The organism is Citromicrobium bathyomarinum (assembly GCF_038594485.1).
Lineage (GTDB): Bacteria > Pseudomonadota > Alphaproteobacteria > Sphingomonadales > Sphingomonadaceae > Alteriqipengyuania > Alteriqipengyuania bathyomarina_A.
Window position 1 is genome coordinate 710,497 of sequence record NZ_JBCFZG010000001.1, and the last position, 22,489, is coordinate 732,985.

The window sequence follows — 22,489 nt, forward strand, 5'->3', positions numbered from 1 at the left end:
TAGGGCATCCCGCGTTTGTCGTTATATTGAGGGTTCAAAAAGCCGATGCGAAGCTAGCAGCGGCGGGGTGAGTAGGAAAATCTCTGGCGGAGGACGGGCAATGAGCCGGGGACGGCAAAGCGATGGCAGCGCGGGGGACGTCGACTATGGTGAGATCGGCGGCACCTATAGCCGTTACCGGCAGCCGGATCCCGAGATCGAGGCGCAAATCCACCGCGCGCTCGGCGACGCGAAAACCGTGCTGAACGTCGGCGCGGGTGCCGGATCGTACGAGCCGACTTATTGCGAGGTGACGGCGGTCGAACCTTCGGCCTCGATGCTGGCGCAGCGTCCACCACACCTCACCCGGGCAATCGACGCCGTCGCTGAAAGTCTGCCCTTCGAGGACAAGAGCTTCGATGCGTCGATGGCATCCGTGACGGTTCATCAATGGTCCGACCTCGAAGCGGGGCTTGCCGAGATGCGGCGGGTCACGCGCGGCCCCGTGGTCCTGCTGGTATGCGATCCCGCAGCGATGATGGACTACTGGCTGGCCGACTACATCCCCGAGGTTCGTGAGATCGAGGCGAGTCGTTTCCCGTCGCTGGAGCGCATCGTTGCCGCGCTCGGGGGCAGGGTGGTGGTGGAGCAGGTTCCCGTCCCGCTCGACTGCCGGGATGGCTTCAACGAGGCGTATTATGGCCGACCCGAGGCGTTTCTCGATGAAGACGCGCGGCTAGCCTGTTCGAGCTGGAGCCTTGTGCCACGGGATGCGGTCGAACGCTTCGAAGCAGCCTTGTCCGCCGATCTGCAAAGCGGACGGTGGGATGAGAAATACGGGCACCTGCGTAGGCAACCGTTCTTCGACGGGCCGTTGCGGCTCGTGATCGGGAAGAGTGGCTGAACCTTATCTCCCTCCCCCTTGAGGGGGAGGGTCGGGGTGGGGGCCTCTGCGCGTCCCGCAAATGCCGAACACCCACCCCCGACCCCTCCCTCAAGGGAGGGGAGTAACAGGGTCACGCCTCAGGCAGGAAGTCCGGCACCGACAGATACCGCTCGCCGGTGTCGTAGTTGAAGCCCAGCACGCGCGAGCCTTTTGCAAGGTCGGGCAGCTTCTTGGCAATCGCGGCCAGCGTCGCGCCGCTGGAGATGCCGACCAGCATCCCTTCCTCGCGTGCTGCGCGACGGGCCATTTCCTTGGCGTCTTCGGGATCGACGGGAATCGCGCCGTCGATCGCATCGGTGTGCAGGTTCTTCGGCACGAAGCCCGCGCCGATACCCTGGATCGGGTGCGGGCCGGGCTCGCCGCCGCTGATGACGGGGGAGCCTGCGGGTTCGACCGCCCAGGCCTTCATCTCGGGCCAGTGGCGCTTCAGTTCCTCGGCGCAGCCGGTGAGGTGGCCGCCGGTACCGACGCCGGTGATCAGTGCATCGACCGGCTTGTCCACGAAGTCGCCAAGGATTTCCTTGGCGGTGGTGCGCGCGTGGACCTGCCAGTTGCTCTCGTTATCGAACTGGCTCGGCATCCATGCGCCCTTGTCCTGCTCGACAAGTTCCTGCGCGCGGGCAATGGCACCCTTCATCCCGCCTTCCTTGGGAGTCAGGTCGAAGGTTGCGCCATAGGCGAGCATCAGGCGACGCCGCTCGATACTCATGCTTTCGGGCATGACGAGCACCAGCTTGTAGCCCTTCACGGCGGCGACCATCGCGAGGCCGATACCGGTATTGCCGCTGGTCGGCTCGATGATCGTGCCGCCGGGCTTCAGCTTGCCGGCCTTTTCCGCATCCTCGACCATCGCGAGCGCGATACGGTCCTTGATCGAACCGCCGGGATTGGACCTTTCGCTTTTCACCCACACGTCATGGTCGGGGAACAGGCGTGAGAGGCGGATGTGCGGCGTGTTGCCGATGGTCTGGAGGATCGAGTCGGCTTTCATGGAATCTTCTCCTGCAAAATCTCTTCGGGGGTTTCTTCTCTCAACGAAGCAGGCGGGTCGAAGGTCCGCGTATGTCGCAAGACGGGGAAAATGCGGCTCCACATCGCGACAGTCACGATCGCGCCGACCCCGCCGAAGATGACCGCGCCCGCCGGGCCGATGACGCTGGCGAGGAAGCCGGAGAACGCGTCGCCCCCTTCGTTCGACGCGCTGATGGTCAGCAGGCTGGCGGAGGATACGCGACCGCGCTTTTCATCGGGTGTGTGCAGCTGGATCAGCGACTGGCGGATATAGACGCTGAACATGTCCGCCGCGCCCACGATCACCAGCATCGCGAGGCTGAGCGGCATGAAACGCGAAAAGCCGAAGATGATGGTGGCGAGGCCGAACAGCGCCACCGCCCAGAGCATCTTGGGGCCGACATTGGTCTTCAAGGGGCGGAAGCTGAACCACAGCGCGGTCACCGCCGCGCCGATGGCGGGGGCGGCGGCGAGCTGCGCAAGGCCAGTCTCGCCCACCTTCAGGATGTCGTAGGCGAAGGGCGGAAACAGGGCGGTGGCGCCGGCGAGGAACACCGCCATCAGGTCCAGTGTGATGGCGCCGAGCACCATCTTGTTATGGATCACGTAGCGCCAGCCATCGACGATCTGGCCGATGGGGCGCTGGGCACCCGAGATCGGCGAGCGCGGCACCTTGCCGATCGTGCTGATGGAGATGATCGCGATCAGGAACAGGCCGCTGGCGATGGCATAGGGCAGGGCGGGGGCCGCGTCGTAGGCATAGCCGCCCACGGCGGGGCCGACGATCATCCCTGTCTGCCATGCGATCGAGGACAGCGCGATCGCGTTGGGCAGGATCGCCTTGGGCACGAGGTTGGGGGCCAGCGCCGACAGCGCCGGTCCATTGAACGCACGCACCACACCCAGCAGCACCGCGACCGAGAACAGCGCAGTCAGACTGATATGTCCGGTATAGGTCGTCCACGCGAGGAAGGCCGCGCCCAGAAATTGGAGCCCGATGGTCAGACGCGACACGGTCTTGCGATTGAAGCGGTCCGCGGCGAGGCCGGAGAAGGGCGAGAGCACGAATAGCGGCAGGAACTGCAGCAGGCCGATCAACGCCAGTTGGCCGGAAGCCTCGAACGCGTTGAGCCCGTTGCCGCGCGCAATGGTGTAAGTCTGCCACCCGATGATCAACATCATGCCGTACTGGCCGACGATCATCGTGAACCGCGCCAGCAGATAGGCGCGGAAATTATGGATTCGCAGGGGGGATGTTTCGAGCGTGGTCTGGTCGGCGTTCACGCAGCACGCCATGACAGGCGCGTAACCGCTACAAAAGCAAATTCTCGATTGCGGGGATCAAGCCCAGCTTGGGCGTGGCGCGATCAGTGGCGGCGGCGCAGGCGCGGGTTGGGTTGCAGTTCGTCGATCATGACGAGGAAATCGTCCACGCGGATGATCCGCTCGAACTGGAAGCCCGCGCGATTGTCCTTGGTCCAGATCAGATAGGCCTCGATCCGTCCGATCACAGGGAAGCTGACGATCACGCGGTCGCCACGCGATCCACCCTCGGCATTGTCGATCATGAAGCCGTTGGCCGAGACGTTGCTGACATGGAAAGGCACGTCACCGCGGTCGAAATAGTCCGCGATCACGTTATAATCGACCGGATGGCGGATCGCCGCCCGCTGATCGGTTACACTCAGATGCGATGCCACAGTCAAACGTCCTCCCGAGGGTCGAGGATCAACCCTGCCTAGGAGACCGATTATCTCGCCCAAAGGCTGATTTTGCGTTAAACCCCGCTGTCCTAATTCGGGACAAAACGGCCCTTTTCGAACAACTTAGTCGCGCGAACCTAACGTACGAGGATACCGTGCCTTTTACGTCCGAGCGAAAGCCGACGCTGCTGGTCGTCCTCGACCGTCAGGATCATCCCGGGATCGCTCAACACTTCATCGTCCAGACGCACCGCGCCCTCCGCGATCTTGCGCTTGGCTTCCTTGTTGGACGCGGTGAAGCCGATCGCGGTGAGCGCTGCGGGCAGCGACATTCCGTCGCCCACCGCCAGCGTCGGCAGGTCTTCGCCCGCCCCACCGGCAAAGGTTTCGCGCGCGGTAGCCTCGGCCTTGGCCGCGGCATCATCGCCTCGGACCAGCGCAGTCACCGCATTGGCAAGCGCAACCTTGGCGTCGTTGATCTCCGAACCCTGGAGCCGCTCGAGCCGCTCGATCTCGTCTAGCGGAGTATCGGTGAACAGGCGCAGGAAGCGGCCCACGTCGCGATCGTCGACATTGCGCCAGAACTGCCAGAAATCGTAGGCGGGCAGCATGTCTTCGTTGAGCCAGACCGCCCCGTTGGCGGTCTTGCCCATCTTCTTGCCGTCTGCGGTGGTCAGCAGCGGGGTGGTGAAGCCGAAGAGTTCTTCCCCGCCGGTGCGACGGGTCAGCTCGATCCCGTTGACGATATTGCCCCACTGGTCGCTGCCGCCCATCTGCAAGCGGCAGCCGTACCGCTCTGCCAGCTCGCGGAAGTCGTAGGCCTGCAGGATCATGTAGTTGAATTCGAGGAAGGTGAGCGGCTGCTCGCGGTCGAGCCGGGTCTTGACCGAATCGAAGGTCAGCATGCGGTTGACCGTGAAATGCGGCCCGATGTCGCGCAGCAGATCGAGATAGCCGAGCCCGCTCAGCCATTCGTTGTTGTTCACGATAATCGCATCGGTCGGCCCGTCGCCGAAGGTCAGCAGCCGTTCGAATACGGGCCGCTGCGACGCGATATTCTGCGCGATCACCTCGTCCGTCATCAGCTGGCGGGATTCGTCCCGGCCGGAGGGATCACCGACCTTGCCCGTCCCGCCGCCCATGACGACGATCGGCTTGTGCCCGGTTTGCTGGAGGCGACGCAGCAGCATGATCTGAACCATGTTGCCGACGTGCAGCGACGGGGCGGTCGGATCGAATCCGACATATCCTGGGACAATTTGCTCCGAGGCAAGAAAATCAAGTCTTTCCGCATCCGTGATTTGGTGCGTATAGTGCCTCTGGTCGAGCACGTTCAGAAGTTCGGATCGATAAGCGGGCACTGATTCCTCCGGGGGGAAAGATCGGGCCCGCTAGCATGGGGGGTCGTAAATGCAAACGTACAGGTTGGTTCCGCATCCAAACACGCCGCCGCTCGAAGTGAGCGAAATATCGGTGACGATGATGCGTTTGATGGGTGGCGAGCTGCTGCTGCGCTACCGCATGAATCAGTCGAGCAAGGTGGTCGTTCCGCGCGGCTTCTCGCACCGCAGCCAGGAAGATCTCTGGCGGCGCACCTGCCTCGAACTTTTCCTCTACGACCAGAACGGCCGCTATCGCGAGTTCAACTTCGCACCTGCGGGCGACTGGGCTGCGTTCCAGTTCGCATCCTACCGCAAGCTTATCGGCGACTACGTGCCCGAAGTCGCACCCAAGATCGATTTCCAGCGCGGCCCGCAGATGATGACCGTCACGGTGCGCCTGCCTGCGCGCCTGCTCGACGGGGTGAAGTCGGCATCGCTGTGCGCCGTGGTCGAGGAAGAGGGCGGCCATCACTCGCTGTGGTCGCTGACGCACCGCCGTGAGGAGCCGGACTTCCACGACCCGATGAGCTTTGCTATCCGTTTCGGCCAGAGCGAACCGGCAAAACCAAAACAGGCCCTCCAGCACGCATGAAATTCGGGATCGACCGGCTTCTTACCGAGCCGGACCTACGCAAACCGCTTGAAGATAAACGGGTCGCGCTGGTTGCCCATCCGGCATCGGTCACGAGCAATCTGGAACACAGCCTCGACGCACTGATCGCCGCAGGTGTCAACATCACCAGCGCGTTCGGGCCGCAGCACGGCCTGAAGGGCGACAAGCAGGACAACATGGTGGAGACGGCGGACGAGACCGACCCCACCTATAACATCCCCGTGTTCAGCCTTTATGGCGAGGTGCGCCGCCCCACCGGGCAGATGATGTCGAGCGCGGACGTGTTCCTGTTCGACCTGCAGGATCTGGGCTGCCGCATCTACACCTTCGTCACCACGCTGCTCTACCTGCTGGAAGAGGGTGCGAAGCACGGCAAATCCGTTTGGGTGCTCGACCGGCCCAATCCCGCCGGACGCCCGGTGGAGGGCACGCTGCTGGTGCCGGGGCAGGAAAGCTTCGTCGGCGCAGGCCCCATGCCGATGCGGCACGGGCTGACGATGGGCGAGATGGGCCACTGGTTCATCGATCACTTCGGGCTCGACGTCGATTACCGCGTGATCGCGATGGACGGCTGGGAGCCTGAGGGGCCCGGCTTCGGCTGGCCCACCGATCGCATCTGGATCAACCCGTCGCCCAACGCCGCCAACGTCAACATGGCGCGCGCCTACGCGGGCACGGTGATGATCGAAGGCGCCACCGTTTCCGAAGGACGCGGCACCACTCGCCCGCTCGAAGTGCTGTTCGGCGCGCCCGATCTCGACGCCAAGGCGGTGCTGGCAGAGATGCGGCGGGTCGCACCCAACTGGCTGAAGGGCTGCGCGCTTCGCGAATGCTGGTTCGAGCCGACATTCCACAAGCACGCCGGCCAGCTGTGCAACGGGCTGATGATCCACGCCGAGGGGCCGTTCTACGATCACCACCAGTTCCGTCCCTGGCGGCTGCAGGCGCTCGTGTTCAAGGCGATCCGCACGCTCTACCCCGATTACGACCTCTGGCGCGACTTCCCCTACGAGTACGAGCTGGAACGGCTGGCGATCGACGTGATCAACGGCGGCCCGGCGCTGCGCGAATGGGTCGACAACCCTGCGGCCTCGCCGGTCGACCTCGACCGGATGGCCGCCAACGACGAGAACGAATGGCGCGAAACCATCGCGCCGCACCTGATATATTGAGAGGACCCCGCCCATGGACAGACGCCAGTTCGGCAAGCTTGCCGTGATGGGCGGCACGGCCGCAATGATGCCAGGCTTCGCCGCCGCTCAGACGGGTGCCGACGCAGACGGTCTGCGCAACCTTGCCGCCGATGCGAAGCCGATCTCCGCCGAAGAGCGTCGCGCCCGCGTGGCCAAGGCCGGGGCGCTGATGCGCGCGAACGATATCGATGCGGTCCTGATCGAGGCAGGGTCGAGCCTGGTCTATTTCACCGGTATCCACTGGTGGCGCAGCGAACGGCTGACCGGTGCGGTCATCACGCGCGAGGGCGAAATCGCCGTGGTCACGCCGTTCTTCGAAGAGCCTTCGGTGCGCGAAACGCTCGAGCTCGATGCGCAGGTTCTCACCTGGAACGAGGATGAGGATCCTCTCGCGCTGATCGGCGGCTGGCTTAGCAAGCGCGGGCTCGCCAAGGGCAAGATCGGCATCGAGGAAACCGTGCGCTATTTCGCGGTCGACGGCCTCCAGCATGCGCTTCCCGATACCGAACTGGTCAGCGCCAATCCGGTCGTGCGCGGGTGCCGGATGATCAAGTCGCCCGCCGAGCTGGCGCTGATGCAGGTCGCCAACGACATCACGCTGGCCGCCTATCGCCATATGTACCGCAAGATCGAAGCGGGCATGACGCCGGCCGATGTCGGCAAGCTGATCAACGGGGCGACCGTGGCAATGGGCGGCAACCCGGAATTCGCACTGGTCCTGCTGGGCGAGGCGAGCGCCTATCCGCACGGCACCGGCAAGCCGCAGGAGGTTCGCGAGGGCGAGGTCGTGCTGCTCGATTGCGGGTGCAATGTGCACGGCTACCAGTCGGACATCTCGCGCAGTTTCGTGTTCGGCGAAGCGAGCGACGAACAGCGGCTTGTGTGGAACAGGATGCGCAAGGGCCAGCAGATCGCGTTCGAGGCCGCGCAGGTCGGCACCGAGGCGGGCAAGGTCGACGACGCGGTGCGCACTTATTACCAAACGCTCGGCTACGGGCCGGGCTACAAACTGCCGGGCACTTCGCACCGCACCGGGCACGGTATCGGGCTCGACGGGCACGAACCGGTCAATCTCGTTCACGGCGAAACGACGAAGCTGGCCCCCGGCATGTGCTTCTCCGACGAACCGGGCATCTACATTCCCGGCGACTTCGGCATTCGCCTGGAGGACTGCTTCCACATGACCGAAAACGGCCCGCGCTGGTTCAGCACGCCGCCCAATTCGATCGACGATCCGATCGGGTAGCGCGCACCGCCAACCGGAGGCGCTACTTTACGCCCCGTGCTTACGGCTCAACTCACGCATCGCATCATCCAGTCCGTCGAGCGTCAGCGGGTACATCCGGTCGTTGACCAGCTGCTTCATGATGCTGGTCGACTGCGAATAGCTCCACTGCTTCTCCGGAATCGGGTTGAGCCACACGGTCGCGGGGTAGGTGTTGGTCATCCGCTGCATCCAGGTGGCACCGGCTTCCTCGTTCATATGCTCGACCGAGCCACCCGGGTGGGTGATCTCGTACGGGCTCATCGCGGCATCGCCGACGAACACGATCTTGTAGTCGTGGCCGAACTTGTGGAGGATGTCCCAGGTCTTCGTCCGCTCCTGCCAGCGGCGGCGATTGTCCTTCCACACGCCTTCGTAGAGGCAGTTGTGGAAGTAGAAGAATTCGAGGTTCTTGAACTCACTGGTGGCCGCGCTGAACAGCTCTTCGGTCACCTTGATGAACGGGTCCATCGATCCGCCGACATCGAGGAACAGCAGTAGCTTGACCGCATTCCTGCGCTCGGGCCGCATGTGGATGTCGAGCCAGCCCTGCTTGGCGGTGCCGCGGATCGTCTGGTCGATATCGAGCTCGTCCGCCGCCCCTTCGCGCGCGAAGCGGCGCAAGCGGCGCAGCGCCATCTTGATGTTGCGGGTGCCCAGTTCCTTGGTGTTGTCGAGGTTCTTGAACTCGCGCTTTTCCCATACTTTGACGGCGCGCTTGTTCTTGCTCTCCCCGCCGATGCGCACGCCTTCGGGGTGGTAGCCGGAATGGCCGAAGGGCGAGGTGCCGCCCGTGCCGATCCACTTGTTGCCGCCCTCGTGGCGCTCCTTTTGTTCCTCGAGCCGCTTCTTGAGCGTGTCCATGAGCTCGTCCCACGAACCCATCTTCTCGATCTGCGCCATTTCCTCTTCGGTGAGGTATTTCTCGGCAATCGCTTTCAGCCAGTCCTCGGGGATTTCGACCTGGTCCTGGCCGTAATCGGTCATGATCCCCTTGAAGACCTTGGAGAACACCTGATCGAACCGGTCGAGCAACCCTTCGTCCTTCACGAAGGTGGCGCGCGCGAGGTAGTAGAACGCCTCGGGCGTCTGCTCGATCACATCCTTGTCGAGCGCTTCGAGCAGCGTCAGATGCTCTTTCAGGCTGGCGGAGATGCCCGCGGCTCGCAATTCGTCGACGAAGTTTAAGAACATCAGCTTTCCAGTGGCCTGCCCGCAGTTGCGGTGGGGGATCGGGGGGAGGGCGCACGCACGCGCGCGACCCAGCTCACCAGCACGAAGCTGATATACATAAGAAGATACCACGCGCCCAGTTTTGCGGGCGAGACCATGCTCCAGCCATCGGCCTGTTCCGGATAGGTCCATGCGCGGGCGAAGGTGCCCAGGTTCTCGGCAAACCAGATGAACAGCGCGACGAGGAACCAGCCCAGCAGCAGCGGCATCCAGCGCGGCGTGCGCCAGACGGTGAACCAGATGCGGGTGCGGGCGAACAGCAGGAACAGCGCCGCAAACAGCCCCAGGCGAATGTCGGGCAGCCAGTGGTGCGCGAAGAAATTGACGTAGATCGCGGCGGCCAGCAGCCACGCCGCCCAACGCGGTGGATAGCCGGTGAAACGGAAGTCGAATATCCGCCAGACCCGCGCGATGTAGCTGCCGACGGCGGCATACATGAAGCCGGAAAACAGCGGCACATCGCCGATCCGCAGCACGCTTGCCTCCGGATAAATCCAGGAACCCTGCGCAGTCTTGAACAGCTCCATCACCGTGCCGACGACGTGGAAGGCAAGGATCACCTTCGCCTCTCCCCACGTCTCCAGCCTGAAGGCGAGCATCGCGATCTGGATCGCGAGCGCGGCCAGCGTCAGGAAATCGTACCGCGCGAGAGCCGCACCGTCGGGGTAGAACAGGTGCGTCGCCACCAGCAGCGCCAGCATCAGCGCCCCAAACAGGCAGGCCCATCCCTGTTTGAGCCCGAACAGCGCAAACTCGTAGCCCCAGGCGTACACGCCCGGCCTGGGCTCGAAACTTTCGAGCCGCTTGCGGATCTGTGCGAACCGGGTTTCGCGCGGCGTATCCAGTATCCTAGCCCCTCTTGCCGAGCGCGATGATGGCCCGCATGGTCTGGCGCGACGTTGCGGAACGGCAAGTCAGCTCGGAAAATCTGTCCGTCATTGTGGCCTCCCTGCCACAAGAACCCGGGCAGCGAAACGCCCTGCGAATGCCCTTTGCCCCGGCACCTCCGGCTTACGCCTGGGGATCAACCGCGGGGGTCAAGCCCGTGCTTTATCTGGCATTTCGAAGACCCGGCCATTTGTGCAGGGGTGGTTCCTCTCGGCATCGTGGGGTTCGGGAGAAGCTCGGCAAGGGGTAAGTGGTCGCCATCTAAATAGCGCGGGGAGACAAATTCGGTTGAACCGAATCGCTTCTCGGGACCACACTCAAAATATGGTTAAAGGCGCGTTTACGATCGTGTGTACGCTCGCCGTACTTTGTGCGGCCTTCGTTCTATTCAATCCGACGCGCGTCCTTTTGCAGGAAACGGCCTCCGCCGGGCCGATGCAGGACGTCGTATTCGTGTCCGATCCGGTCGTCCAGCAGGCTCCCCCTTCGCCCACACCCCGGCCGCCGCCGCCAAAAAAGTCACAGGCAGGAATGCCGCCGCCGGTCGCGCAGGTGCTGCAATCGGGAACGCTGATCGTGATCAGCAAAGCCTCGCAGCAGATGTATGTCTTCAAGGACGGCGCCCTGTGGGACACCTCGCCCGTCTCCACCGGCAAGCCGGGCAAGGAAACCCCGACAGGCATGTTCCCGATCCTGCAGAAGCGCGTCTTCCACCGGTCGAACATTTATTCCAATGCGCCGATGCCGCACATGCAGCGGCTGACCTGGGGCGGAATCGCGATCCATGCGGGCAAGCTGCCCGGCTATCCGGCATCGCACGGCTGCATCCGCCTGCCGCCCGCCTTCGCCAAGGCGCTGTTCGCGGAAACCGATCCGGCATCGACGACGGTGATCGTGACCGACAATCCATTGGCATCGGAAGGGCAGGCGAAGCGACTGGCCGTGGCGATGCCGATGCCTTCGCCGGGCGAGCGCGGACACCTGCTTCAGCGGCCCGAACCAAAGCTGGCTGAGCTGGATGCACCGGCCCCCATGCCAACCGCAACTTCGCCCGCAAGCCCTGTCGCTGCGACTACCTCGGCACCGCCGCCCACCAATCTGCTCGCCCAGACCCAGCCACAGCCGCGCCCGGTCGCCAAGGGCCAAACAATCCAGCTGGCGGCGAAGAGCAGCGCAAGCGAGGCCGAAGCCTACTGGTCGCGCATCAGCGCACGTTTCCCGGAGCTGGAACGCTACGAAAAGGCGATCATCCCGGCGGTGGTCTATTCCAAGCAGTATTATCGCCTGCGGGTGACGGGCCCGGGTGCGAGGGACATGTGCACCTCGCTCAAACGCTCAGGCGCGGACTGCTTCCCGGTCTGACGGACCGGAAGACCGTTCAGCTCTGCCGCCGGCTCATGAAGGCGAGCCGTTCGAACAGCATCACGTCCTGCTCGTTCTTCAACAGCGCGCCGTGGAGCGGGGGGATCGCCTTGTTCGGGTTCGCATCCTGCAGCACCTCGACCGGCATATCCTCGTTCAGCAGAAGCTTGAGCCAGTCGAGCAGTTCGCTGGTGCTGGGCTTCTTCTTCAGGCCCGGAACTTCGCGGATATCGTAGAAGATCTCCATCGCCTTGCTGACGAGGTTCTTCTGGATGCCGGGGAAGTGCACCTCGATGATGTCACGCATCGTGTCGCGATCGGGGAAGGAGATGTAGTGGAAGAAGCAGCGGCGCAGGAAGGCGTCGGGCAGTTCCTTCTCGTTGTTCGAGGTGATGACCACGATCGGGCGCTCCTTCGCCTCGATCCGCTGCTGCGTTTCGTAAACGTCGAAGCTCATGCGGTCGAGTTCCTGCAACAGGTCGTTGGGGAACTCGATGTCGGCCTTGTCGATCTCGTCGATCAGCAGCACGGGCAGCTGAGGCGCTTCGAATGCCTCCCACAGCTTGCCCTTCTTGATGTAGTTGGAGATGTCGTGGACCCGCTCGTCACCCAGCTGGCCGTCGCGCAGGCGGGCGACCGCGTCGTATTCATAAAGGCCCTGATGCGCCTTGGTGGTCGACTTCACGTTCCACTCGATCAGGGGAGCATCCACCGCCTTCGCAATCTCGTGCGCCAGCACGGTCTTCCCCGTGCCCGGTTCACCCTTGACCAGCAGCGGTCGACGCAGTGTCACCGCCGCGTTGACCGCCACCTTCAGGTCGTCGGTTGCGATATAGTCCTTGGTGCCTTCGAAACGCTCGATCATTGGGGAGCCCGCTTTCCAGTCCTGTTTCGCAACCTGCTAGGGATGCTGGCAGTCCGCCGCAAGGGGCACGCTCAGTCTGCGAGCGCGACGATCCGCTTGGCCACCAGCAACAGGCCGGTGGTGTCGACCTCGCTTGCCGGGTCCATTTGACTGATCGCGAGCATGTACCACTGGCCCGCATCGTCGCGCAGCAGCCAGCTCATGTTGAGCACGCCGGGCTCGGACCCGCCCTTGTAGCCCACATAATCCCAGTTCGCGGTCTCACTCTCATCGAACACCGGATTGACCGTCATGATCTGGCGCGCGGTATCGTTGGGCAGGGCGGCCAGCACGCGCATCAGCGCGCGTTCGTCTGCCATGCTGGCAAACCATTCGATATCGTCGATCAGAACGGGCGTGCCAGAGGTAAAGGTGTCGAGAAACTGCTGTTCGTCGATGTTGTCCAGATCGAGCGAGGCGAGAATGGCACGGCGTCCCGCCTCATCGGCGGCGGCATAATCACCCCCCACACCGCTGGCCTTGATGGCGAACATCTCGCGCGTCGAAAGGAATGGCAGCGTCTTGGCGAGGTGAGCATTGCCGCTCGCGCGCATCTCCGCCTCCACCGCGTCGCGGCCCACCGTGTGCAGCACCAGATCGGTTGCGGTGTTGTCGCTGATCGAGATCATCAGCGTGGCCGCCGTGTGCAGCGTGACCGGCGATCCGTCGGGCCAGTTCTGCATGATCCCGCTGGGAAAGCTCTTCGCGTCGAGCGTCACCACATCGTCCCACGACAGCCGCCCTTCGTCCACAGCGCGTGCCAGCGCGGCGAGCACGTAGAGCTTGAAGGCCGATCCCAGCGCGAAGGGCTGGCTTGCATCGCCGTAAGCGAAGATCGGGTCGCCATCGAGCGGGCCGAACCACGCGGCCTTGCTGCCGGGGAGCGCTTCCATGTCTGCCGAAATGCTCTCCGGCCCGGTGGCGATAGGCTTGATGTCGTTCAGCAGCAGCCCTTCGATCTTGTAGGGCTCGCTGGCCGACAGGGTCATCGGCCCCGCCGCCAGCGCGTTCTCGAACCGCAGGGTGATTTGCGCCTTGTACGCGCCTGTCGGTTCGACCGATTCAACCCCTACGATGGGGCCCAGCTGCGCGGTCAGCTGCTGGCTGATCTGGGCGAACGTCTCGGCCGAAACCTTCGCGAGAAAGGCGTCGGAGAACACATCCGTCGCATCGCCTTCGCCCTTGATCAGATCCACCACATCGGCTGCACGCGCGCCCAGCGGCGATTGCTCGGCGGGCACCTCCTGCGCCATGGCGGGATATGCCACAGGGCCAATTCCCGTGCCCAGGCTTGCCAGTGCCATTGCGGCACCCATCATGATTGCACGCGTTCTCTTGATCTGCATGTTAGTTCTCCCTTCACCGTCCCATTACCACGATACGGGATTTAGCGAAACAGCTAAACCCGACACAATGTCCATTGGAGCCGCGCAATAATGCCGACCGAACACATCACCATCCCGACCGCGCGCGGCTACGAACTGGCCGGTGCGCTCGAATTGCCGACGGGGCTGGTGCGCGGTGCGGCGCTGTTTGCGCACTGTTTCACCTGCACCAAGCAGAGCAAGGCGGCGGTCGCGGTGACGCGCGCGCTGGCGCGGCATGGTATCGCGACGCTGCGGTTCGACTTTACTGGGCTGGGCGGCAGCGGCGGCGATTTCGGGCGCGCAGGGTTTGCCAGCGACGTCGAAGACCTCGTCGCCTCCGCGCATCATCTGGGCGAGCGGTTCGGCGGCAAGATCCTGCTGGTCGGCCACAGCCTTGGCGGTGCCGCAGTGCTGGCGGCGGCGGGCATGATCGGCCGCGACCGGATCGCCGGGATTGCCACGATCGCCGCTCCGGCGGACGTTCCGCACGTGCTCGGCAACATCAAGGGCGATCTCGCCGCGATCGAGCGGGATGGGCAGGGCGAAGTCACCATCGGCGGGCGCGCCTTCCACCTCAGCCGCGAATTTCTGGCGAAGACCCGCGACATCGACTTGCCGAGCGAGGTTGGGAAACTGAAGCTGCCGATCCTGATCGCCCATTCCCCGACCGACCAGATCGTCGGGATCGAGAATGCGTCTGCGCTGTACGAGGCTGCCAAACATCCCAAGAGCTTCATCAGTCTTGCCGATGCCGATCACCTGCTGACCAGGCCCGACGACGCGCAATTCATCGCGGATATCATCGCTGCGTGGGGTGAACGCTACATGCCGATGAAGGACGATTGGCCCTTGCCCGAGGAAGGCATCGTTGCCTGCACCGGCCACGGCAAGTTCGGCACCGAAGTCCACACCGGATCGCACCGCTTCGTGGTCGACGAGCCCCGCAGCCATGGCGGCGACGATACCGGCCCCACGCCCTACGACCTGCTCGGCGCCGCGCTCGGCACCTGCACCGCGATGACGATGAAGCTGTACGCCGATCGCAAGGGCATCCCGTTCGAGGGCGCGCGGGTGGCGGTGACGCACGAACGGGACCACGCGAAGGATTGCGACCATTGCGAGGAAGAGGGCATGCAGGTCCAGGCGCTCAACCGCGTCATCACGCTGCTGGGTGACGAGCTGACCGAGGATCAGCGCAGCAAGCTGATCGAAATCGCGGACAAGTGCCCGGTCCACGGGACGCTGGAAGGCCATCTGCACATCCATACCGAGGTGGGGTAGGGCTAGGCTCACGCCTCGTCCAGCGCCTTCGCCTGCTCCGCCAGCTTGCGCGCGGCGCGCAGGTTGAGCCAGATGACAAAGCCGAAGAAGGCCAGCGTCGCAGCCAGTGGAATTCCGAGGTTTCGAACGATGTCCCACGCCTCGACCTGCCCGACTGCCCTGAGACCGATCGTGGCATAAACCGCCAGCACGCCGGGGATCAGCGGACCGATATACCACAGCGGCACCTTGCGCAGCGCATCGGCCTGGCGCCGGTATTGCGCGAGCAGATGGGTGCGGCATTCCACCTCGGGGCGCCGCACCTCTGCCGAAGCCCGGCGACGCAGGTTCCACAGGACGATTATCACGCCAAGCGCGACCAGCGCCATCGACAGCGCCATGCCGGTAAAGCCGATGCTGACGAAAAGCGCCACCATCGGGATGGTCAGCGCAATCACAAGCGCGCCTGCGAGATACTCGATGACATTGCGGCGGCGCACCTGCCGCTCGAAACTGCTGGTCCGGTTCATCAGGTCCTCCGGTTGAGTGAATGCGTTCTCGGCCGCGTGCGCGTGCCACAGGGTCTGGAGATTATCGGTCATGTTCGATCCTCCGGGAGTTCGAATTGGGCGGCGAGCCTGTCGCGCAGGCGCGAAAGCCGGGTGGCGACGGCACCGGTGGAAAGCCCGGTGACCTCGGCGATCTCGGCGCCCGAATGCCCTTCCAGCCACAGCAGGATGACCTGCGCGTCGAGCAAGGGGAGGGTGCGGATGATCGCGTGGAGGCGGGTCAGCGCGTGGCTTTCCGCTAGCGTCGATTCTCCCGCATTGGTGGCGGGGAGTGTGTCGATCTCGTCGATATCGACCGTGGCAGGGCGGCGGCTGTGGCGGCCGGCATGATCGGCAGCGACATTATGCGCGACGCGGAACACCCACGTCTTGAGCGCGCAATTGCCGTCGAAGCGTTCGAAGCTGCGCCACAGTTCGAGGTGAATATCCTGCTCCAGATCGCGCGCCTTCTCGACATCGCGCTCCATCGCCCGGGCGAGCCGAGCGATTGCAGGCGCGAACTGCTCGCCCGCCTGGGTGTAGAGAGTGGCCTGTTGCCCGGTCATGCCCCTTTAGTCGCCGAGCGGTGAGATTTCTTACAGGGGGTGAGTGAGTTTTTTGTAAGCTCGCCCCTCATCCAAGCAGAGCTTGGCGACGTGAGGAGCCTAGCTGGAGTTGGATGAGGGGGGTAAATTGATGAAGCAGATCAAACGTGCCCGTGCCCTGCGAAAGGACTCGACCGACGCCGAGGCGCGGCTCTGGTCGCGCCTGCGCAACCGCCAGTTCCGCAACCTGAAATTCCGCAGGCAGGTTCCGCTGGGCCGCTTCATCGTCGACTTCTATTGCCACGAATTGCAGCTCATCATCGAAGTCGATGGCGGGCAGCATTCCGAGGAGGGCGACCAGTCGCGAACGGAATGGCTCGAAAGCGAAGGCTACCGCATCGTGCGCTTCTGGAATAACGAGCTGCTGGAGAACCTCGATGGCGTTCTCGTGGAGCTGGAGCGACACATCAGGCCCTCATCCAACTCCGGCTAAGCGCTTCGCGCCAAGCCTGCATATCCTTCTCCCTCGGGAGAAGGATGGCGGAGCTTGTCACGCGAGTGACTAGCGACGCCTGGATGAGGGGGCATAGACCTCACGCATCGATCAACTCCCGATCCAGATCGCCCGCCTTGTTCTGGATGAACTGGAAGCGGTGTTCGGGGTTGCGGCCCATCAGCTGGCCGACGAGCTCCTTCACCGCCGCGCGATCTTCGAATTCGGGGGGCAGGGTGATGCGGATCAGGCTGCGGCTCTCGGGGTGCATGGTGGTCTCGCGCAATTGCGCGGGGTTCATTTCGCCGAGGCCTTTGAAGCGGCTGATCTCGATCTTCTTGCCCTTGAAGATGGTCTCTTCCAGCTCGCGCCGGTGTTCCTCGTCGCGCGCATAGCGGCTCTCCTTGCCAGAGGTCAGGCGATAGAGAGGCGGTTGGGCCAGGAACAGGTGCCCCTTGCGGACGATGTCGGGCATTTCCTGAAAGAAGAACGTCATCAGCAGCGTCGCGATATGCGCGCCGTCGACGTCGGCGTCGGTCATGATGACCACACGGTCGTAGCGCAGCTGGTCGGCGTCGCAATCCTTGCGCACCCCGCAACCTAGCGCGAGGATCAGATCGGCGATTTCGCTGTTGGCGCGGATCTTGTCGGCGCTGGCGCTCGCGACGTTGAGGATCTTGCCCCGGATCGGCAGGATTGCCTGCGTCTTGCGGTCGCGCGCCTGCTTCGCGCTGCCGCCCGCGGAATCGCCTTCGACGATGAACAGCTCGGTCTCCGCGCCGGTTTCGCCCGAGCAATCGGTCAGCTTGCCCGGCAGGCGCAGTTTCTTGGCATTCGTGGCGGTCTTGCGCTTCACCTCGCGTTCGGCGCGGCGGCGCAGGCGCTCGTCCATGCGCTCCATGACTTCGCCCAGCAGCGCCTTGCCGCGATCCATATTGTCGGCGAGGAAGTGGTCGAAATGGTCGCGCACTGCGTTCTCGACCAGCTTGGCGGCCTCGGGCGAGGTCAGCCGGTCCTTGGTCTGGCTCTGGAACTGCGGATCGCGGATGAAGACCGACAGCAGCACCTCGGCGCCCGCCATCACGTCGTCGGCGGAGATGTCCTTCGCCTTCTTCTGCCCGACCAGATCGCCGAACGCGCGCAAGCCCTTGGTCAGCGCATTGCGAAGGCCCTGCTCGTGCGTCCCGCCATCGGGCGTGGGCACGGTGTTGCAGTACCAGCTGGTCGCGCCTTCGGAGAACAGCGGCCAGGCAATCGCCCATTCGACACGGCCCTGCGAGATGCCATTCTGCTCCGGGAAATCCTGGCTTCCGGCGAAGGGTTCCGCGGTGACGCACTCGCGCCCGGCGACGCGCTGCGTGAGGTGATCGGCGAGACCGCCGGGGAACTTGAACGTATCCTCCTCGGGCACATCGTCGGTGGCGAGCGAGGGCGCGCATTTCCAACGGATTTCCACGCCTGCGAACAGGTAGGCTTTCGACCGCGCGAGCTGGAACAGCCGCTTCGCGCTGAACTTGCGCTCCCCGAAAATCTCCGGGTCGGGTGTGAAGCTGACCGTGGTGCCGCGCCGGTTGGGGGCTGCACCCACCGTCTCGATCGGCCCCAGCGTCTGACCCTTCGAAAACTCCTGCGCGTACAGCGTCTTGTCGCGCGCCACCTCGACCCGCGTATGCTCGGACAGCGCGTTGACCACGCTGACGCCGACACCGTGCAGGCCGCCGCTGGTCGCGTAGGCTTTCCCTGAGAACTTGCCGCCCGAGTGGAGCGTCGACAGGATCACCTCGAGCGTCGACTTCCCCGGAAACTTGGGATGCTCGTCCACCGGCATGCCGCGGCCATTGTCGGCGATGGTCAGGCGGTTGCCTTCCTCAAGCCGAACCTCGATCCGCGATGCGTGGCCCGCCACCGCCTCGTCCATCGAATTGTCGAGCACTTCGGCAGCGAGGTGATGCAGCGCGCGGTCGTCCGTCCCGCCGATATACATCCCGGGGCGGCGCCGCACGGGCTCTAGCCCTTCGAGCACCTCGATGGAGGAGGAATCGTAATCGCCGCTGGAGGTGGGCGTACCGTCGAACAGATCATCGGACATGGGGCAACAGTGGGACCGCGCGTACCGCTAGACAAGCGAAACGCGCGGTCTGTCCGCAGAATTCAGCGCGTGGTTCTGCTCAGAAATTGTCGGGCGCCGGGGATACGACCACGACCTGTCCGTCGCGAACCTCGCGCACTTCCAGCGCGCGTTGCGCCGTCCCATCGGCTTCGAAGCGGAATGCGCCGTCGAGGCCCAGGAACCCGCCGCGAGCGGTCAGTTCGGAGGTGGGGAAGGGCGTGCCGGGACGCCAGGTATTATTGCCCGCCACCCTCAGCGCGAGCAGCACGCTGTCGTAGCCGAGCGTCGCGATCCGGTAGGGCGCGTTGCCGAAACGGTTGCGGTAGCTGTCCGAGAAGTTGCGGTACCGCGCATCGGAGACGGCGGAGAACAGTGCGCCCTGCATCACGCCCGCCGCAGGGATATCGGCCTCGCCACTCCAGAGCTCGGTGCCGAGAAGGCGCGGCATCAGGCTGTTTTCGGTCCGCAGTTCGGCAGCGGCGGAAATCGCGAGGCGCGGGCTGTCGGCAATCAGAACCGTGTCGAAGCCGCCGCGCGCGCGCAGGCGCCGTGCCGCACTCGCCGCTGCACCCTCGTTGCGGGTGTAGCGTTCAGTGGCGACGAGCGTGCCGCCGATTTCGCGCAAGGCGGAAATCAGCGCGAACTCCGCCTGTCGGCCATACTCGCCTTCGGGCACCAGCGCGGCGTAGTTGCGCGCGCCCTGGGTGCGGGCGAAGGCAACCGTGCGGTGAACCGACTGCGACGGCGTGAGACCCATCAGGTACACGTCGGGCGCGGATACGCTGACGTCGTTGGAGAAAGAGATCAGCGGAATGCCCGCCGCGCGCGCCAGCCCGACGACTTCTTCGACATTGCTGCCAAGCAGCGGGCCGAGGATCAGCTCGTTGCCCTCTGCCAGCGCGCGACGTGCAGCGCCGGCCGGATCGTTGGCGGTATCGTAAGTGGTAATGCGCAGGTTGCTGGCATTGGTATCGAGCAGCGCCATGGTGGTCGCATTGGCGATCGACTGGCCGACGCGCTCGTTCACCCCGCTGGTGGGCACCAGCAGGGCGATCCGATGCCGCGCCTGCCCATCCTGCGGGAGCGGGGCGGGCGTGTTGGGCCGGGGGATGGGCGGCGGCGTCGCCGCATCCGTCCGGGTCGAGGTGTTGGGCTGCGATGTTGGCGGCGGCGGACTGGTGGGCGCTTCGACCTGCGGAATGATCTGACAGCCGGCGAGCAGCAGGCCTGCCCCCATGGCGAGGATCAGGCGGCGGCAGTGGCGAAGGCCCATCATGCTTGCGAATATCCCTTGCGTTGGTCCATGGCGGTATACGTGAACGACACCAGCGATGCAGCCTCTCACCCCGCCCTTGCGCCCGGCCTGTATATCGTCGCGACACCTATTGGCAATCTGAACGACATCACGTTGCGTGCGGTCGACGTTCTGAAGCGCTGCGATGCCGTAGCGTGCGAGGATACTCGGGTGACCGGCAAGCTGATGCGGCATCTGGGCCTATCGAAGCCGCTCTGGCGCTACGACGACCATACCGATGCGCGCAACCGGGCGCGCCTGATCGAGAGCATGGGCACCCGCGCGGTCGCGCTGGTGAGCGATGCGGGCACCCCGCTGATTTCGGACCCCGGCTACCAATTGGTCAACGCCGCGCGCGAGGCCGGAATTTACATCCAGACCATTCCCGGACCCTGCGCCGCCATCGCCGCGATCACGCTGGCCGGATTGCCGAGCGACCGGTTCCTTTTTGCGGGCTTCCTGCCTGTAAAGGAAAAGGCGAGGGCCGATATGCTGGCCGAGCTTGGCGGGATCGACGCCACGCTGCTGTTTTACGAAAGCGCGGGGCGGCTGACCAAGGCACTCGCCGCAATCGGCGTTGCGCTGCCCGGTCGCCGCGTTGGCGTCGCGCGTGAGCTGACCAAGATACACGAGGAATGCAGGGTCGATACGCCCGCCGCCCTCATCGCGCATTACGAAGCCAAGCCGCCCAAGGGGGAGATCGTCCTGCTGGTCGAACCGCCCGAGGAGCAGGAGGCCAGCGAAGAAGATGTCGACCGGATGCTGCGCGAGGCTTTGGCGACGGACAAGCCTTCGCAGGCTGCGGCAAAGGTGGCGAAGGCGACCGGCGCGGACCGCAAGGCGCTCTATTCGCGCGCGCTGGAACTGCGCGGATGACCGCCAAGCGGGAACGCGCCGAAAAGGCGGGCCGGGGCGGCGAGGAAGAGGCGGCACGCTGGCTCGAAAGCGAAGGCTGGGAGATTGTCGACCGGCGCCGCAAGACGAAGCTGGGCGAGATCGATCTGATCGCGCGGCAGGAGGGGCTAGTCGCCTTCGTGGAGGTCAAGTGGCGGCGCAGCGTGGCCGATCTCGACCTCGCCATAGACGAGCGACGGCTCGCGCGCGTCGCTGCCGCGGTGGGAGCGGTCGCGCATGAATACGCGACCGGTGGAGAGGATATCAGGATCGACGTGATCCTGCTTGCACCCGGCGCGCAGCCTCGCCACATCGCCAATGCCTGGATGCCTTAGTTCGAAGAAGTCCGTTCGCCCTGAGCCTGTCGAAGGGCTGTTTTTCATCTTCGGACCGTCCATCAAAGAAAGTGCAGGGCTTCGACAAGCTCAGCCCGAACGGGGATTTTTCGATGCCACTCAAAACCGCCTTCCAGATGGACCCGATCGAAAGCGTGAAGATCGCGGGCGATTCCAGCTTCGCGTTGATGCTTTCGGCGCAGGAGCGCGGCCACGAAGTCTGGCACTATGATGTGAAGAGCCTCGCGTGGGAAAGCGACGGCTCGCCTGCCGGGAAGATCACCGCCTTCGCGCGGCCCGTGCGTGTGCAGCGCGTCGAGGGGGATCACTACGAATGGCTGGGCGAGCGCCGGACGATCGACCTTGCGAAGGAAATCGACGTCGTCTGGCTGCGGCAGGACCCACCCTTCGACCTCGGCTACATCACTGCCGCCTTCCTGCTCGACCGGCTGAAAGGCACCACGCTGGTGGTCAACGACCCGCGCGAGGTGGTGAACGCGCCCGAAAAGATGTTCGTGCTCGATTACGCGCGCTTCATGCCGCCGACGCTGATTGCGCGCAGGCTCGCCGATATTCAGGCCTTCCAGAAGAAACACGGCGCGGTGGTGGTCAAGCCGCTGCACGGCAATGGCGGCAAGGCGATCTTCAAGATCGACGAGCACGGCACCAACCTTTCGGCGCTGTCCGAGGTCTTCGACAAGCAATGGCCCGAAGCGCACATGGTGCAGGCGTTCCTGCCCACGGTGAGCGAGGGCGACAAGCGCATCGTGCTGGTCGACGGCGAAGTCGCGGGCGCAATCAATCGCAAGCCGGGCGAGGGCGAGTTCCGCTCTAACCTCGCGCAGGGTGGCTCGGCCGAGGCGGCAGGGCTGACCGCGCGCGAGGAGGAAATCTGCGCCGCAATGGGGCCCGAGCTGAAGCGCCGCGGCCTCGTGTTCGTCGGGATCGACGTGATCGGCGGCGAGTGGCTGACCGAGATCAACGTTACCTCGCCCACCGGAATCGTCGCGATCGACCGCTTCAACGGCACCGACACACCGGGCGCGCTGTGGGATGCGGTCGAGCGGCGGCACGCAGATATGCCGAAGGACTGACCAGAAAAAAGCCTTATCCCGGGTCGAGCCCGGGATGACGGAGGTGGAAGGGCTTGCCTTCTCCTTCTTCG

The 22,489-nt window shown here is 64.4% G+C and carries 22 protein-coding genes; 10 read left to right on the forward strand and 12 right to left on the reverse strand.

Annotated elements, in window-relative coordinates:
• The first annotated feature begins 100 nt into the window (after positions 1 to 100).
• Positions 101 to 883: a class I SAM-dependent methyltransferase gene (locus AAG591_RS03555; protein WP_342529596.1), complete on the forward strand. Its 783-nt coding sequence runs from the start codon at positions 101 to 103 to the stop codon at positions 881 to 883.
• Between the two features lie 112 nt (positions 884 to 995).
• On the opposite strand, the gene cysK is transcribed toward AAG591_RS03555, so the two are convergent.
• From cysK to tyrS, 4 genes are all read right to left on the reverse strand, one after another.
• The gene (gene cysK / locus AAG591_RS03560; protein WP_342529597.1) at positions 996 to 1,916 is read right to left on the reverse strand and encodes a cysteine synthase A; all 921 of its coding nucleotides are present in this window, start codon (positions 1,914 to 1,916) and stop codon (positions 996 to 998) included.
• Entirely contained in the window at positions 1,913 to 3,232 is a 1,320-nt protein-coding gene (locus tag AAG591_RS03565) for an MFS transporter (protein ID WP_425341632.1), read from the reverse strand. Before AAG591_RS03565 ends, cysK begins: the two co-directional genes overlap by 4 nt.
• A gap of 71 nt (positions 3,233 to 3,303) precedes the next feature.
• Complete coding sequence (locus AAG591_RS03570) at positions 3,304 to 3,636, reverse strand: PilZ domain-containing protein (protein WP_342529599.1); 333 nt, start codon at positions 3,634 to 3,636, stop codon at positions 3,304 to 3,306.
• 140 nt (positions 3,637 to 3,776) lie between these two features.
• Positions 3,777 to 5,000, reverse strand: coding sequence for a tyrosine--tRNA ligase (gene tyrS, locus AAG591_RS03575; RefSeq protein WP_342529600.1), 1,224 nt, complete (start codon positions 4,998 to 5,000; stop codon positions 3,777 to 3,779).
• Positions 5,001 to 5,049: 49 nt separating this feature from the next.
• On the opposite strand from tyrS, the gene AAG591_RS03580 reads away from it, so the two are divergent.
• The 3 genes from AAG591_RS03580 to AAG591_RS03590 are packed head-to-tail and all read left to right on the forward strand — an operon-like array spanning position 5,050 to position 8,073.
• On the forward strand, positions 5,050 to 5,613 hold the full coding sequence (locus AAG591_RS03580) for a DOMON-like domain-containing protein (protein WP_342529601.1): 564 nt from the start codon (positions 5,050 to 5,052) through the stop codon (positions 5,611 to 5,613).
• Positions 5,610 to 6,806 carry an exo-beta-N-acetylmuramidase NamZ family protein gene (locus AAG591_RS03585; RefSeq protein ID WP_342529602.1) on the forward strand — a complete coding sequence of 399 codons (1,197 nt, stop codon included), beginning with the start codon at positions 5,610 to 5,612 and terminating at the stop codon, positions 6,804 to 6,806. Before AAG591_RS03580 ends, AAG591_RS03585 begins: the two co-directional genes overlap by 4 nt.
• A gap of 13 nt (positions 6,807 to 6,819) precedes the next feature.
• Positions 6,820 to 8,073 (forward strand): M24 family metallopeptidase, encoded by a 1,254-nt coding sequence (locus tag AAG591_RS03590; RefSeq protein ID WP_342529604.1) that lies wholly within the window; start codon positions 6,820 to 6,822, stop codon positions 8,071 to 8,073.
• 27 nt (positions 8,074 to 8,100) lie between these two features.
• Here AAG591_RS03590 and AAG591_RS03595 read toward each other — a convergent pair whose 3' ends face one another.
• Positions 8,101 to 9,285 carry a vWA domain-containing protein gene (locus AAG591_RS03595; protein WP_342529605.1) on the reverse strand — a complete coding sequence of 395 codons (1,185 nt, stop codon included), beginning with the start codon at positions 9,283 to 9,285 and terminating at the stop codon, positions 8,101 to 8,103.
• A complete protein-coding gene (locus AAG591_RS03600; protein WP_342529979.1) occupies positions 9,285 to 10,172 on the reverse strand; it encodes a DUF817 domain-containing protein in 888 nt (295 codons plus the stop codon). The genes AAG591_RS03595 and AAG591_RS03600 overlap by 1 nt, the downstream gene beginning before the upstream one ends.
• A 364-nt stretch (positions 10,173 to 10,536) precedes the next feature.
• Between AAG591_RS03600 and AAG591_RS03605 the strand changes: the two genes are divergently transcribed.
• On the forward strand, positions 10,537 to 11,574 hold the full coding sequence (locus AAG591_RS03605; protein WP_342529606.1) for a L,D-transpeptidase family protein: 1,038 nt from the start codon (positions 10,537 to 10,539) through the stop codon (positions 11,572 to 11,574).
• Between the two features lie 16 nt (positions 11,575 to 11,590).
• Here the strand turns inward: AAG591_RS03605 and AAG591_RS03610 are convergent, their stop codons facing one another.
• Together AAG591_RS03610 and AAG591_RS03615 are read right to left on the reverse strand one after the other, a co-directional pair.
• Positions 11,591 to 12,439: an AAA family ATPase gene (locus AAG591_RS03610; protein ID WP_342529607.1), complete on the reverse strand. Its 849-nt coding sequence runs from the start codon at positions 12,437 to 12,439 to the stop codon at positions 11,591 to 11,593.
• Between the two features lie 71 nt (positions 12,440 to 12,510).
• Positions 12,511 to 13,824: a serine hydrolase gene (locus AAG591_RS03615; protein ID WP_342529608.1), complete on the reverse strand. Its 1,314-nt coding sequence runs from the start codon at positions 13,822 to 13,824 to the stop codon at positions 12,511 to 12,513.
• A 90-nt stretch (positions 13,825 to 13,914) separates the two neighbouring features.
• Between AAG591_RS03615 and AAG591_RS03620 the strand changes: the two genes are divergently transcribed.
• Positions 13,915 to 15,126 (forward strand): bifunctional alpha/beta hydrolase/OsmC family protein, encoded by a 1,212-nt coding sequence (locus tag AAG591_RS03620; protein WP_342529609.1) that lies wholly within the window; start codon positions 13,915 to 13,917, stop codon positions 15,124 to 15,126.
• A gap of 8 nt (positions 15,127 to 15,134) precedes the next feature.
• On the opposite strand, the gene AAG591_RS03625 is transcribed toward AAG591_RS03620, so the two are convergent.
• The gene (locus AAG591_RS03625; RefSeq protein WP_342529610.1) at positions 15,135 to 15,707 is read right to left on the reverse strand and encodes a hypothetical protein; all 573 of its coding nucleotides are present in this window, start codon (positions 15,705 to 15,707) and stop codon (positions 15,135 to 15,137) included.
• On the reverse strand, positions 15,704 to 16,219 hold the full coding sequence (locus AAG591_RS03630) for an RNA polymerase sigma factor (RefSeq protein ID WP_342529611.1): 516 nt from the start codon (positions 16,217 to 16,219) through the stop codon (positions 15,704 to 15,706). The genes AAG591_RS03625 and AAG591_RS03630 overlap by 4 nt, the downstream gene beginning before the upstream one ends.
• Before the next feature lie 130 nt (positions 16,220 to 16,349).
• Between AAG591_RS03630 and AAG591_RS03635 the strand changes: the two genes are divergently transcribed.
• A complete protein-coding gene (locus AAG591_RS03635; RefSeq protein WP_342529612.1) occupies positions 16,350 to 16,691 on the forward strand; it encodes an endonuclease domain-containing protein in 342 nt (113 codons plus the stop codon).
• A 100-nt stretch (positions 16,692 to 16,791) separates the two neighbouring features.
• On the opposite strand, the gene parE is transcribed toward AAG591_RS03635, so the two are convergent.
• Positions 16,792 to 18,780: a DNA topoisomerase IV subunit B gene (gene parE, locus AAG591_RS03640; protein ID WP_342529613.1), complete on the reverse strand. Its 1,989-nt coding sequence runs from the start codon at positions 18,778 to 18,780 to the stop codon at positions 16,792 to 16,794.
• Positions 18,781 to 18,859: 79 nt separating this feature from the next.
• Positions 18,860 to 20,077, reverse strand: coding sequence for a penicillin-binding protein activator (locus AAG591_RS03645; RefSeq protein ID WP_342529614.1), 1,218 nt, complete (start codon positions 20,075 to 20,077; stop codon positions 18,860 to 18,862).
• Positions 20,078 to 20,104: 27 nt separating this feature from the next.
• Between AAG591_RS03645 and rsmI the strand changes: the two genes are divergently transcribed.
• The 3 genes from rsmI (at position 20,105) to gshB (ending at position 22,418) form a co-directional block, all read left to right on the forward strand.
• Positions 20,105 to 20,971 (forward strand): 16S rRNA (cytidine(1402)-2'-O)-methyltransferase, encoded by an 867-nt coding sequence (gene rsmI / locus AAG591_RS03650; RefSeq protein WP_342529615.1) that lies wholly within the window; start codon positions 20,105 to 20,107, stop codon positions 20,969 to 20,971.
• The gene (locus tag AAG591_RS03655) at positions 20,968 to 21,324 is read left to right on the forward strand and encodes a YraN family protein (RefSeq protein WP_342529616.1); all 357 of its coding nucleotides are present in this window, start codon (positions 20,968 to 20,970) and stop codon (positions 21,322 to 21,324) included. The genes rsmI and AAG591_RS03655 overlap by 4 nt, the downstream gene beginning before the upstream one ends.
• Positions 21,325 to 21,437: 113 nt before the next feature.
• Positions 21,438 to 22,418, forward strand: coding sequence for a glutathione synthase (gshB, locus tag AAG591_RS03660; protein WP_342529617.1), 981 nt, complete (start codon positions 21,438 to 21,440; stop codon positions 22,416 to 22,418).
• Positions 22,419 to 22,489 lie beyond the last annotated feature (71 nt).